At 70.8% G+C, this 13806-nt stretch carries 11 protein-coding genes; 9 read left to right on the forward strand and 2 right to left on the reverse strand.

The window, feature by feature from the left end; translation table 11 throughout:
* Window positions 1-41: 41 nt before the first annotated feature.
* Both KPL57_RS45990 and KPL57_RS45995 read right to left on the reverse strand, forming a co-directional pair.
* Window positions 42-2252: a molybdopterin-dependent oxidoreductase gene (locus tag KPL57_RS45990; protein WP_226357476.1), complete on the reverse strand. Its 2211-nt coding sequence runs from the start codon at window positions 2250-2252 to the stop codon at window positions 42-44.
* 143 nt (window positions 2253-2395) lie between these two features.
* Window positions 2396-3439 (reverse strand): ABC transporter ATP-binding protein, encoded by a 1044-nt coding sequence (locus KPL57_RS45995; RefSeq protein ID WP_226356756.1) that lies wholly within the window; start codon window positions 3437-3439, stop codon window positions 2396-2398.
* 303 nt (window positions 3440-3742) lie between these two features.
* Between KPL57_RS45995 and KPL57_RS46000 the strand changes: the two genes are divergently transcribed.
* From KPL57_RS46000 to KPL57_RS46040, 9 genes are all read left to right on the forward strand, one after another.
* A complete protein-coding gene (locus KPL57_RS46000; protein ID WP_226356757.1) occupies window positions 3743-4513 on the forward strand; it encodes an ABC transporter permease in 771 nt (256 codons plus the stop codon).
* 11 nt (window positions 4514-4524) lie between these two features.
* Window positions 4525-5355 (forward strand): ABC transporter permease, encoded by an 831-nt coding sequence (locus KPL57_RS46005; RefSeq protein ID WP_226356758.1) that lies wholly within the window; start codon window positions 4525-4527, stop codon window positions 5353-5355.
* 4 nt (window positions 5356-5359) lie between these two features.
* On the forward strand, window positions 5360-6736 hold the full coding sequence (locus KPL57_RS46010; protein ID WP_226356759.1) for an MCE family protein: 1377 nt from the start codon (window positions 5360-5362) through the stop codon (window positions 6734-6736).
* On the forward strand, window positions 6733-7911 hold the full coding sequence (locus tag KPL57_RS46015) for an MCE family protein (RefSeq protein ID WP_226356760.1): 1179 nt from the start codon (window positions 6733-6735) through the stop codon (window positions 7909-7911). Before KPL57_RS46010 ends, KPL57_RS46015 begins: the two co-directional genes overlap by 4 nt.
* Entirely contained in the window at window positions 7908-8969 is a 1062-nt protein-coding gene (locus KPL57_RS46020) for an MCE family protein (protein ID WP_226356761.1), read from the forward strand. The genes KPL57_RS46015 and KPL57_RS46020 overlap by 4 nt, the downstream gene beginning before the upstream one ends.
* Complete coding sequence (locus KPL57_RS46025; RefSeq protein WP_226356762.1) at window positions 8969-10216, forward strand: MCE family protein; 1248 nt, start codon at window positions 8969-8971, stop codon at window positions 10214-10216. The genes KPL57_RS46020 and KPL57_RS46025 overlap by 1 nt, the downstream gene beginning before the upstream one ends.
* Entirely contained in the window at window positions 10216-11526 is a 1311-nt protein-coding gene (locus KPL57_RS46030; RefSeq protein WP_226356763.1) for an MCE family protein, read from the forward strand. Before KPL57_RS46025 ends, KPL57_RS46030 begins: the two co-directional genes overlap by 1 nt.
* Window position 11527: 1 nt before the next feature.
* On the forward strand, window positions 11528-12883 hold the full coding sequence (locus tag KPL57_RS46035) for an MCE family protein (protein ID WP_226356764.1): 1356 nt from the start codon (window positions 11528-11530) through the stop codon (window positions 12881-12883).
* Window positions 12884-13085: 202 nt separating this feature from the next.
* Window positions 13086-13805, forward strand: a complete 720-nt coding sequence (locus KPL57_RS46040) for a hypothetical protein (protein WP_226356765.1) — start codon at window positions 13086-13088, stop codon at window positions 13803-13805.
* The last annotated feature ends 1 nt before the right edge of the window (window position 13806 follow it).

The following is a 13806-nucleotide window of genomic DNA, read 5'->3' on the forward strand; positions in this document are numbered from 1 at the left end:
CCGCCCGCACCGGTGGCACGGCCCACAACGACCACGACCGGTCAGACCGACCGTGCGACCGGTGCGATCCGCACCGGGATCGCGTTCATCTGGACGGTGCCGGACAGGGGGTCCAGCACCGTGCCGTCGGTCAGGGTGTTGCTGTTGACCCCGGGCCGGCGGGCGGCGACCCGCAGGCGGGCGTGGGCGTCGTCGTGACCCCAGCCGTGGGCCAGCGAGCAGACTCCCGGCGCCACCTCGTCGGTCACCCGGACCATGACCTCGATCCGCCCCACCGACGAGGACACCGCGACGGTCCCGCCGTCGTCGACGTCGTGGTCGCGGGCGTCGGCGGGGGAGAGGTAGAGCAGTCCCCGTTCGGGTCCCGCGGCGAGCCGGTCGACGTTGTGCAGCCAGGAGTTCTTGGAGCGCAGGTCGCGCCGGCCGATGAGCGAGAGCGTGCCCGGCTCGGCGACCGGCGGTTCCGCCTCGGCCAGCGCGTCCCGGATCCGTGGTGCGACGAGCTCGATCGTCCCCGACGGGGTGCGGATCACCTCGTCGAGGCGGGGGACGTGCCCGCCGAGGTCGATCCCGTGCGGGGAGTCGAGCACCCGGGCGAGGGTCAGACCGCCGGGGGACCGGCCGAAGTGGTCGCCGTAGGGGCCGGAGCGGATGCGCAGGTCGATCAGCCTGCGCGGCCCCCGGCCCGGGAATCCGGTGACGACCTCGTCCACGGGGATGTCGAGACCGCGGGCGACCGAGCTGCGCAGGCTCGCCGCGATCTCGTCGTCGATCTCGCCGGGATCGGCGTCCGGGCCGCGGCCCTCGTACACCGCACACAGCCGCAGCAGGATCTCCCACTCGGAGAGCATCCCGTCCGGCACGGGCCGGGCCGGCGGTGAGAAGCGGACGAAGTTGCGCTGGGCGAACTGGTAGAGGACCAGGTCGAAGTGGTCGCGGCTGAGCGAACCGGGCGGGGGGAGGACGACGTCGGCGTGGCGGGTGGTCTCGTTCAGGTAGGGGTCGACGCAGATCATCGCGTCGAGCTCGGTGAGCGCCTGCTGCACCGACGACGAGTCCGGCAGCGACCGGGCCAGGTTGCCGCCGTAGACGACGAGCCCGCGTACCCGCCCCGGACCGGGTGCGCGGATCTCCTCGGCCAGCGCCGCCACCGGGAACTCACCGAGCACCTCGGGATGGCCGCCGACCCGGGTGTGGTGGCGTCCGGTGGTGAACGGACGCGGCGGGCCGGAGGGCCGGCGGGTGGTCGGGGAGCCGGTGACCGGCCGGCTGAACAGCATGCCGCCCGGGCGGTCGAGGTTCCCGCACACCACGTTGAGGACCTGCAGCGCCCAGCAGGTGAGCGTGCCGTTCCGGTTCAGCGTGGTGCCGAGCCGGCCGTACAGCGCGGCGCGGTCGGTGCCGGCGATGTCGCGTGCCAGCTCGACGACGGTGTCCGGGGCGATCCCGGTGGCCCGCGCGGTCTCGTCCGGGGTCCAGCGGGCGACCAGTCCGGCGAGCTCGTCGAGACCCGACACCCTGCCCTGCGCGGCCCCCGGCCGGACGCGACCCTCCGTGAGGACCACGTGCAGCAGCCCGAGCAGCAGGAACAGGTCGGTGCCGGGACGGATCCGCAGGTGCAGGTCGGCCGCGGCCGCGGTCGCCGTCCGGGCCGGGTCGACCACGACGACCCGCCCACCCCGGGCCCGCAGCGCGCGGATGCGGCCGCGGTAGTCCGGAGCGGCCCCGACGCTCCCGTTGGACACCAGGGGGTTCCCGCCGACGATCACCAGCAGGTCCGTGGCGTCGAGGTCGGGCACGGGAGTGCTGGTCGGCTCGCCGAACAGGACCGCGGCGGTGACGGTCTGCGGGAGCTGGTCCATCGTCGCCGGGGAGTAGTTCTGCACCGTCCCGAGGGAACGGGCGAGGCGCCCGGCCAGCAGGGTGAAGGCGACGTTGTGCCCGGTGGGGTTCCCGGTGTAGACGGCGACGGTGTTCCGGTCCTCGGCCAGCAGGGGGCCCAGCAGCCGGTCGACCTCGGCGAACGCCTCGTCCCAGGTCGCCGGACGGAGCTCCCCGTCGCGCCGGACCAGGGGCCGCGTCAGGCGGTCCGGGTCGTCGTCGACGGCACCGAGTGAGGCGCCCTTGGGGCACAGGTAGCCCTTGCTGTAGACGTCCTCGGGGTCGCCCCTGACCGCGACGACCTGGTCCGCGGCGTCGAGGGTGACGGTGAGACCACACATGGCCTCGCAGAGGGGACAGCCCCGGAGCACGTCCCGCCCGGGCCCCGGGATCGGCAGCGGTCTCGTCCTCCGGTCGGCAGACATGCCCCGAGCCTATGGCCTTTAGATTTCCGAGTCCATCCTTGCGCGGTGGCGGCGGCGGGCGCCTCCCGGGCGGCCGCCGCCACCGGGTCTCACCGGACGCGCGGGATCTCGGCCGTGGCCGGGCCGTCGACCAGGCCGTGTCGGCCCGCTCCGGCTCCCGCCGGAACCCTGTCCCCGTCCATGTTCGCGCGGATCGCCTCCTGGGCGGCCGGCGGGAGGGTGTGCATCATCGTGCGGACCCGCTCCTGGCGTCGCGCCACCGCGCGCCGCTCGGGCATCCCGGGGGAGGCCTGCAGCTGGGGCTTGAGCGGGGGGAGCCCCGCGAGCCCGCCGGACTCGGCCATCTCGCGCTCGGCCTGGGCGGCGTCCTTCTCCTCGGACATCCCGATCGGTCCCTGGCGACGCCCGTTGAGGAACTGGGCCACCACCGGCTCCTCGGAGGTGAGCAGCTGCTCCCGGGGCCCGAACATCGCCAGGTGCTTGCGGTACAGCAGGCCGATGTTGTCCGGGATCGTCTGGGCGGTGTTGATGTCGTGGGTGACGATCAGGAAGGTCGAGTCGGTCTGGGCGTTGAGGTCGATGATCAGCTGGTTCAGGTAGGCGGTGCGCACCGGGTCGAGCCCCGAGTCCGGTTCGTCGAACAGGATGATCTCCGGATCGAGCACCAGCGCCCGGGCCAGGCCCGCGCGCTTGCGCATCCCGCCGGAGATCTCCCCGGGCAGCTTGCCCTCGTCACCGCGCAGCCCGACGAGATCCATCTTCTCGAAGACGATGTCGTTGATCTGCGACTCGGTCTTCGAGGTGTGCTCCCGCAGCGGGAAGGCGATGTTGTCGTAGAGGTTCATGGACCCGAACAGGGCGCCGTCCTGGAACAGCACGCCGAACAACTTGCGGATCTCGTAAAGCTTCGACTCGTTGCACCGGACGAGGTCGGTGTCGTGGATCACGATGGACCCCTGCTCGGGCTTCAGGAGCCCGATCAGGGTCTTGAGGAACACCGACTTGCCCGTTCCCGAGGGGCCGAGCAGAACGGAGACCTCACCGGGAGGGAGCGTCAGTGTCACGTCCGACCAGATGTTGGCCCTGCCGAAGGACTTCGACAGGTTCTCGACCTTGACCTCAACGCCCTTCACGGCGCACCTCCTCGTGTCGCTGCCCCGGCCGTCCCGGAGGGCTCGATACTGAGACAACGAGACATCTAGCGTTGAGTGTCTCTCCGAACGGGTCACGATCGGGTGATCGCGACGGGCTCCGGTAGTCCGTTCGGGTTAACCATGAGACGAAAGACGAAACTTGTCAACGCGTAGCTCGTTGGCCTGGCACCGGAGCCCGCCGTCGACCGGAGGGCCGGTGTTCCCCCGTCGTCTCAGAGCAGAGGCCCCGATGCAGCCCGATGTTGTGACCTGCACCGCCGCCGTGCCGGACCGGGAGGCGTGATGGGTACGCCTCCGGTCGTGGCGCGGACGGTCGCGCCGCTCGGCACGTTCTTCGCGTTCACCGCCGACACCTTCGTCGCCATGTTCAAGCGGCCGTTCCAGTGGCGGGAGTTCGTCCAGCAGACCTGGTTCGTCGCCAGCGTCTCCCTGGGGCCCGCGATCCTGCTGGGCATCCCGTTCGTCGCGCTGGTGACCTTCCAGTTCAACCTGGTCCTCGTCGAGATCGGCGCGATCGACCTCAGCGGGTCGGGCTCGGCGTTCGCCACGGTCACGCAGATCGGCCCGGTCGCGACGACGTTCATCATCGCGGGCGCGAGCTCCACCGCGATCTGCGCCGACATCGGCGCCCGCCGGATCCGGGAGGAGCTCGACGCGATGGAGGTGCTGGGCATCGACGTCGTCCAGCGGCTGGTCGTCCCGCGCGTCCTCGCGACCGCCGTCAACGCCTTCCTGCTGAACGGCGTGATGATCCTGATCGGTCTCGCCGGCGGCTACTTCTTCGCCGTGTACCTGCAGGACGCCAGCCCGGGGCAGTACATCGACTCCCTGACGCTGCTCGTCGGGTTCGACGACCTCGTCCACGGTGAGCTCCGGGCGGTCGTCTTCGGTGTCGTCGGCGCCCTCATCGGCTGCTACCGCGGCATGACCTGCAAGGCGGGTCCCCGCGGTGTCGGCAACGCGGTGAACGAGACGGTCGTCTACACGTTCCTCGCGCTGTTCCCGATCAACATCCTGCTGACGCAGATCCCCTACTCGCTCGGGCTGGTGTGACGACGTTGTCCGTGCTCTCCGCTGTCCGCAACGCCCTCGGAGCGCCGCTCCGGCTGCTCGACGACCTCGGCCGGCAGGCCGAGTTCTACGGCAAGGGCGTCATCTGGATCCCCAAGGCCGTCAAGAGCTACAAGACCGAGCAGGTCCGGCTCATCGCCGAGGTCGGCATGAGCACCGGCGCGCTCGCCGTCATCGGCGGCTCCTCGGTGATCACGTTCTTCATCACGCTGTTCGCCGGTGTGACCGGTGGCCTCCAGAGCTACGACGCCCTGTCCAACCTGCAGCTCGAGGCCCTCGGCGGCTTCGCCTCGGCGATCATCAACCCGCGCCTGCTCGTGCCGATCATCGCGGGGGCGGCGCTCGCGGCCACCGTGGGGAGCGGCTTCACCGCCCAGCTCGGGGCCATGCGGGTCTCGGAGGAGATCGACGCGCTCGAGGTGATGGGCGTCCGCTCCCTCCCGTACCTGGTCACCACCCGGCTCGTCGCGGGGATGATCACGATCATCCCGATCTTCGCGATGGCGATGGTGGGTGCGTGGGTCGGGTGGAAGACGACCCAGGTCGGCTTCTTCGGGCTCTCCGAGGGCACGTTCGACCACTACATGCAGACGTTCATGCAGTGGGAGGACGTCCTCTACTCCTTCGCCCAGGCGATCGGGATCGCGGTGGTCGTGATCTCGATCCACACCTACTACGGCTACACCGCGACGGGCGGGCCGGCCGGTGTCGGCCTCGCCGTCGGCAAGGCCGTCCGCACGTCGCTGATCGCCGTGCTGGCCGCCGAGCTGGCGATCTCGATGGCGCTCTACGCCGACTCCGACGCCTTCCGCATCACGGGATGACCAGGTGAACGACTCCTTCTTCACGCGGTTCAAGTACCGCGTCTACGCGCTGATCCTGATCGGGATCGTCCTCGGGTTCCTGGGCCTCTGCTCGGCGATGTACATGAACGCCTTCGCCTCCACCGTGCCCGTCACCCTGCGTGCCGACCGGTCCGGGCTGCAGATGTACCCCGGCAACCGCGTCCAGCTCAAGGGCGTCGACGTCGGCAAGGTCGGGTCGGTCTCGCTGGCCGACGGCGACCGCGGCGCCGTGGACATCGTCCTGGACATGGACTCCGACCGGATCGGTCAGGTGCCCGCCGACGTCCGTGTCTCCCTCGACCAGCTGACGGCGTTCGGTGCCAAGACCGTCCAGCTCGCGATGCCGGCCGCGCCGAACGGACGCATGCTGGCCGCGGGCGACCGGATCGACACCGGCTCGGTGACCGTCGAGGTCAACACCCTGTTCGACTCGCTGGACAGGATCCTCGACACGCTCGAGCCGCGCGAGGTCAGCGAGGTCATCGGCAATCTGGCGACCGCGCTCGACGGGCGCGGCGACGAGGTCGGTGCGACCGCCCAGCAGCTCGCCGCCTACCTGAAGCGGTTCAACGCGAACCTGCCGCAGCTGCAGACCGACTTCCGCAAGGGAGCCGACCTCACCAACCTCTACGGCGACGTCGCCGGTGACCTGGCGACGATCCTCGACAACGGCGCGGTGACGAGCCGGACGATCGTCGAGCAGCAGGCCGACCTCGAGAGCTTCCTGTTCCAGATCTCGAAGGTCTCCCGCACCGGCGAGACGTTCTTCCTGCAGAACCGCGACGGGATCCGGAACGTCACGCAGACCGCGCTGCCCACCACACAGCTGCTCCACGACTACTCCCCGATGTTCGCCTGCTGGCTGAAGGGGCTGGACAAGTCCCGCCGGCAGCTCGAGCAGCAGCAGGGCAACACGGTCCCGGGCTTCGTCGGCCTCGTGACCCTGCAGCCGGGAGACAGCCCCTACACGAGCCCACCCGTCGTCGGTGCCGACAACGGCCCGGACTGCCACGGCATGCCGGACCTCGACGGGTCGGTGTTCCCGGAGTCCCTCATGAAGAACGTGGACAAGGGCGGCGAGCCCAACCCCGACGGCGACAACACCCTGCGCATCGGGAACCCGCCGCTGGTCACCCAGCTGTTCGGTCCGTTCGCCGGTGCCGGTCAGGAGCTCGGGCTCCCGGGCGCCCAGGTCGCCCCGGTTCCCGGTCAGCCCGGTCAGCCGGGTGCCCCGGCCCCGGCCGACCCGACGGCACCCGCACCGCTCGCCCCCGGTGCCGAGACGGCTCCGCCGACCGCACCCGCGGACGACGGCGGCGGTCTGTTCGGTGGCCTGTTCGGTGGGGAGGGCGGCCGATGAGCGAGGTCTCGAAGGCCCAGAACATCACCGGGCCGCTGGTCAAGACGACGGTGTTCGTGGTCGTCACGATGTTCGTCCTGGTCATCGTCAGCATCCAGATGGGTGCCGGCGGGGCGGGGTTCGGCGACCAGCGCAGCTACTCCGGCGTCTTCACCGACACCTCGGGGATCAAGTCCGGTGACTCGGTCCGCATCGCGGGTGTCGAGGTCGGGACGGTCTCCGACGTCGAGGTCGTCGACAACACGCTCGGGCAGGTGAGCTTCACCGTCGATGCCGGCCGCGACCTGCCGACCGACACCCACCTCGCGGTCCGCTACCTCAACATCACCGGAGACCGGTACCTCGAGGTCGCCCCCGGCCCCGCGGCCACCGGGGTGCTGCCCGAGGGCGCGGTCATCCCCGTCGCACAGACCAGGCCCGCCCTCGACCTCGACGTGCTGCTCGCCGGGTTCTCGCCGCTGTTCGAGGGCCTGGCCCCCGACCAGATCAACCAGCTGAGCTCGGACGTGATCTCGGTGTTCCAGGGGCAGGGCGGGACGATCGAGTCCCTGCTGGCACGGATCGGCTCGCTGACCAACACCCTCGCCGACAAGGACGCGGTGATCGGCACGGTGATCACCAACCTGAACACCGTGCTGGGCACGCTCGACCGGCGCGCCCCCGAGCTGGAGTCGACGATCTCGGAGCTCCAGAGGCTCACCACCGGGCTCGCCGGTGACCGGGAGCGGATCGGCAACTCGCTGGAGGGGGTCAACCGGCTGACCACCAGCGTCGACCAGCTGCTGGGCAAGGTCCGCGGGCCGCTGAAGGGCACCGTCGACCAGCTCGACCGGGTGTCGAAGCAGGCGAAGGCCGGCGAGGCCGCCATCGACGAGAACCTGGCGCTGCTGCCGGGCGCGTACCTGCGGGTCAGCCGGCTGGGCTCCCGCGGCGCGACCTACAACCTGTTCATCTGCTCGCTGCGGGTGAAGACGACCGGCCCGACCGGTGACCCCGTCTACTCGCCGTGGCTCGGCCCGGCCGACAACGTCGACCGCTGCAAGTTCGGCAACTCCCCGCTGGAGACCCCCGAGCAGCGCGAGGCGAACCCGATCCCGCAGCAGGACGCCGCGGACCAGGGACAGGTCCCCGACCAGATCCTCCGCACCGACGACACCTCCGGGGGTGGCCGATGAAGCTGCGATTCCGGGAGAAGAACCCGGTCACCATCGCGATCGCGGGCCTGGCGATCCTCGTCGTGCTGCTGGTCGCCTCGTTCCAGCTCGCCGACCTCGAGGTGTTCTCGGGCAAGCACTACCAGGCCCGGTTCACCGAGGCAGGCGGGCTGAAGGCGGGCAACACCGTGCGGGTCGCCGGCACCGAGATCGGCACGGTCACCGGCGTCGACCTGGACGGTGCCGACGTCGTCGTCGACTTCACGGCCAAGAACGTCGTGCTGAACGACCTGACCTCCGCGACGATCGGCACCCAGACCCTGCTCGGGGAGCGCAACCTGGAGATCCGCCCGGACGGGCGGGCGCCGCTGCCCGACGACGTCATCCCGCTGGAGCGGACCGTCGCCCCCTACAGCATCACCCAGGGGATCGAGGACCTCACCCGCCGGACCGGCGAGATCGACATGCGGCAGGTCGGTCAGGCGCTCGACACCTTCAGCGAGGCGTTCGCGAACACCCCCGACGACATCGGGCCCGCGTTCGAGGGCATCACCCGGATCTCGCGCACCATCGCGAGCCGCGACGCCGCGATCGGGGACCTGCTGAAGCGCGCCGAGAGCGTCACCGGCGTGCTGAACCGCCAGACGGCCAAGCTCAGCACCCTGCTGATCGACGGCAACAAGCTGCTCGGGGAGCTGGAGGCGCGGCGGGAGGTGATCGGCGAGCTGCTGGTCACCACCCGCCGGGCCACCGACCAGATCGTCGGCCTCGTCGACGACCAGCGCGGCCGCCTCGCGCCGGCGCTGAACGAGCTCAACGGGGTCCTCACGATCCTCAAGCGCAACGAGGGCAACATCGTGTCCGCGATCCAGCGGGTGTCCAGCTTCATCACCGGCCTCGGTGAGGGGCTGGCCGGCGGGCCGTACTTCGCCGGACACGGCGACCTCGGCAACGCCGCGCCGACGCTGTTCCCGGCGGCCGACTTCGTGCCCAGCCTCGCCGTTCCCACGACGCCCCTCGAGGGCGCCGCCCCCACGCTGCCGTCCGTCGGCGGCCTCATCGGCGCCGGAGGCAACTGATGGCCCGACCGAAGACCGGATCGATCCTCTACCGGGCACTCGCCGCCGGCCTGGTGGCCGTGGTCGCGGTGGCCGCGGCGGTCGTCCTGTTCAACCAGTCCAAGACCGGCGTCGCCTACTTCACCTCGGTCAAGAACATCTACCCGAACGACCGCGTCAAGATCCAGGGCGTCGACGTCGGCAAGGTGACCTCCATCGAGCCGTCCGGTGACAAGGTGCGGATGGAGTTCTCCTACGACTCCAAGTACGAGCTGCCCGCCGAGGTGAAGGCGGCGATCGTCTCGCCGACCCTGGTCGCGACGCGGTTCCTGCAGCTCGCCCCCGCCTACACCGGTGGCCCCACGATGGCCGACGGCGGGGAGATCCCGCTGGAGCGCACCGCGTCGCCGCTGGAGTTCGACGACCTCAAGAAGGAGCTCGACGAGCTCAGCACCGCGCTCGGTCCCGACCGCATGAACCAGAACGGGGCACTGTCCCGGTTCCTCGACACCGCTGCGGCGAACGCCGCGGGGCACCAGGGCGCGAAGTTCAACGAGATGATCCGCCAGGCCTCGGCCGCGGTGGAGACCCTCTCGGAGGGCCGGGGCGACCTGTTCGGGACCGTGCGCAACCTGCAGGCCTTCGTCACCGCGCTCAAGCAGGTCGACGGTCAGATCGTCGAGTTCAACCAGCGTCTGGACACCGTGTCCGGGGTCCTCACCGACAACGAGGACGAGCTGTCGGCGGCGCTGGACGGCATCTCGCGCGCGGCGAAGTCCGTCGACGAGTTCGTGGCCGACAACGGCCCCGTGCTGAACGACTCCGTCACGCAGATCGGGGACCTGACCCGGACCCTGGCCAACTCCCGTGACGACCTCGCGACGATCCTGCACGTCGGCCCGAGCACGCTGATGAACCTGTTCAACATCGTGTCCCCGCGGACCCACGCGCTGTCCGGGAAGCTCGTCGTGGACAACCTCAACACCCCGGCGGACTTCGTCTGCTCGGCCTTCACCGCGGCGAGCCAGGACCCGATCCAGGGCATCGACTACTGCAAGAGCAACCTCGGTCCGCTGTTCAACCTGCTGCGGATCCAGCAGCCGCCGATCGGCATCAGCCCGATCGCGGTCCCCGGTGCCGGCGGGCCGACCGACAACCGGCCGTCCCGTGACGCGCCGTACCGCCAGCCGACCCCGGGGCCCGAGGCCCCGCCGGACGTCGACGCCCCCGGCCTCGGTGGCCTGCTCGTGCCCCAGGGAGGCAACTGATGCGACGGACCAGACGCGTTGCGGCGATCGCCGCGCTGCTGTCCTGCACGCTGTCGCTGACCGCGTGCGACTACCGCGGGCTCAACGACTTCACCCTGCCCGGCGTCCCGGGCGTCGGCGACGGCGCCTACACCGTGCAGATCGAGATGACGAACGTCGCCGACCTCGTGCCGAACAACCCGGTACGGGTGGGGGACCAGCCCGTCGGCAACATCTCCGACGTACGGCTCGACGGCTGGAACGCCGTGGTCACCGTGACCCTCGACCCCGACGTGGAGCTCCCCGCCAACGTCCGGGCGAAGATCGGTCAGACCTCGCTGCTCGGCGCGAAGTTCGTCGAGCTGACCCGGCCGACCGACGAACCGCCGGCCGGTCGGCTCTCCGACGGCGCCCGGATCGGTCTGGACCGGGCCGGCAAGTACCCGGAGACCGAGGAGATCCTCGCCTCGGTCGCCACCCTGCTCAACGGCGGCAACCTGCAGAACATCAAGACGATCACCCGGGAGCTCAACAAGGCCCTCGGAGGCCGGACCGACGACTTCCGCAGCCTGCTGACCGAGCTCGAGACCTTCAGCCGCGGCCTCGACGACCAGAAGCAGGACATCACCCGCGCCATCGACGGCATCGACCGGCTCGCGGCCCGGTTCGCCGAGCAGGACTCGAAGATCGACGGAGCACTGCAGTCGATCCCGCCCGCGCTGACCGTCCTGAACCGGGAGCGGGAGAACCTCACCGACAGCCTCGTGTCACTGGGCGAGTTCGGGAAGGCGACCGACGCCGTCGTCGCCGAGAGCTCGGACAACCTCGCGAAGAACCTCGACAACCTGACCCCGGCCCTGAAGGGCCTCGCCGACGCGGACAGGTCGCTGACCGACTCGCTGGGCCTGCTGGGCACGATCATCTTCCCGCTGCGCAACTTCGGGGAGACCTTCCAGGGCGACTACATCAACTTCTGGCTCACCCTGGACCTGACGCTGGGGACGCTCGACCAGAACTTCCTGACCGGCACACCGGCGCAGGGCCAGCTGATCCGGCTCCAGGAGATCATGAAGGCGGGCGGGAACGCGCTGGAGGCGGCGAACCCGCTGACCGCCCCGGTGCTCCCGCAGGAACCGGGTGCGCCGGTCGGCGAGCCCGGCCTGGACCTGCTCGACGGAGCCGTCCCGAACCAGCCCCCGCCCGGTCCGCCGTCCGGAACGCTCGAACGCCCGGCGCCGCCGGAGCAGACCGAGCGCGAGCGGCAGGAACAGGAACGACCCACGGAGGCGCCGCGCGGTGGCCTGCTCGACGGCCTGACGGGAGGCAACTGACGTGATCACCCGGTACGTCAAGGTGCAGATCGCGATCTTCGCGGTGCTGACGCTCATCGCCACACTGCTGATCGTCTTCTACTACGTGCGGGTACCGCAGGTGCTCGGCATCGGCCGGATCGCGGTCACCGCGACCCTGCCGGCCGCCGGCGGCCTGTACCCGAACGCGAACGTGACCTATCGCGGCGTGACCGTCGGGACGGTGACCGACGTCGACCTCGACCCCGAGGGCGTGCGGATCCGGATGACCCTCGACAAGGACCACCTGCCGCCGACCGGCAGCCGGGCCGAGGTCCACAGCGTCTCCGCGATCGGCGAGCAGTTCGTCGACTTCGTGCCCCAGGACCCGGCGGCCGCCCCGATGGCCGACGGCGACCACGTCCCCCTGGCGCTCACCTCGATCCCGACCCCCACCGCACAGGTCCTGCAGGGCACCGACAACCTGCTGACCTCGGTCGACCAGCAGAACTTCACCACGGTGCTGACCGAGTTCGCCGACGCGTTCCGGGACCTGGGCCCGGATCTCGGCCGGCTCATCGACAACACCGGCAGCCTGGTCGGCGAGGCGGGCGAGGAGCGGAACTTCGCCGCCACCGAAGGTCTGATCAACGACTTCGAGGGGTTCGCCGACCCGCAGCTGGCCACCAGCGACTCGATCCGGAACTGGGGCCGCAACCTGGCGTCGTTCACCGGACAGCTGCGGGAGAGCGACCCCGCGCTGCGGTCGGTCCTGACCGACGGCAACCGTGCGGCCCAGCAGGCCGACTCGCTCCTGACCGACCTCGGTCGCAGCACGCCGCCGTTGCTCAGCACCACCGAGGTGCTGACCCGCCTCGCCGAGGCCTACCACGCGCCCATCGAGCAGATCCTGGTCGTCTACCCGATGTTCACGGCGGCCTCGCTGGTCGTCGCTCCGGAGAGCGAGCCGGGGATCTTCCGGTTCAACCTGGAGACCAACGTCAACCAGCCCAACTGCGTCGAGGGGTGGATCCCCGCCGGGCAGCCGGGCGGACCGCGCAACGCGATGGAGACCGGGGACGTGCCGTTGCCGGCGAACAGCTACTGCAAGCTGCCCCAGGACGACCCGACCCTCGCCCGCAGCGCGCGCAACCTGCCCTGCTTCGAGCCGGGATCACCTCCCGGCCGGCGTGCCGCGACCATCTTCGAGTGCCGTGGGTCCGGCTTCAGCCCGACCGCGGCAGGCCGCCTGACCCTCCGGCCCGAGACCCCGCTGAACAACCAGCCGGCGTTCGAGCCGCTGGGCGGGATCGGAGCCGTGAGCTCGCCTGCCACCCCGTCGGAGCGCATGACGCTGGAAGGGCTCATGACTCCGTCACCCGCAGGGACACCGTCCTGAACTGCGGAGACAGCGGGAGAGTACCCCGCGAGCGATACAAATTCAGTGATGTGTCACGATCGACCAGCTGTGACGGCCGTTACCCGACCGTCCCGCTGCCGGTGCCCGCCCGGGCGGGCACCTCCGACCGGCGCCGGCGACCCCCGCGTTCCGCCCACCCCCGGGGCGGGACGATCCGACGCCGCCGATGCGAGGAGCTGACGTGGTGAGAACCTTTTCCCTCGGCCGAGGGGCGACGACGCCTCCGGACGAGAACGACACGACCCCGGACGCCCCGGCGCCCGGCACGGGGTCGACGACGCGCGCCGCGGAGCCTGCAGGCGCCGCGGACGAGGCCTCCGGCCCGGCGTCCGGGGCGGGAGAGGCCGGGCTCCCTGCGGCCGCACCCGTCGACGCCGGGACCGAGGGCGACCACCCGGCCGACGTCCGGCCGGGGGAGGACGGGCCGCGTCCCGCCGTCCGGCGGGCGGTGCTCGTGGGGTTCGCCCTGGCCCTCGTCGCGGCCGTGGTCTGCGGGGTCTGGTGGAACGGCGGACGGGCGGCGGAGGCCGACCGCGCGGCCGCGCTGGAGAAGGCACAGGCGGCTGCCGTCGAGCTGACCTCGATCAACTACGAGACCGCGGAGCAGGACGTCCGCCGGGTCCTCGACGGAGCGACCGGGGACTTCGGGGGCCTGTTCGCCCAGAACCTGGACTCCTACATCAGCCTGGTGAAGGAGTCGAAGGTCGCCACGCAGGGCGAGGTGACGGGAGCCGGTCTGGAGAACATCGACGGTGACACCGCCCGCGCGATCGTCGCGGTGAAGGCGACCGTGCACAACCAGAGCGTCCCCGCGGGGGAGTCGCGCTTCTACCGGATGGTGACCGAGTTGCAGAAGAAGAACGGTGAATGGCTGGTCGCGCGGGTGGAGTTCGTCCCGTGAG

This window comes from Pseudonocardia sp. ICBG601 (genome assembly GCF_020496245.1).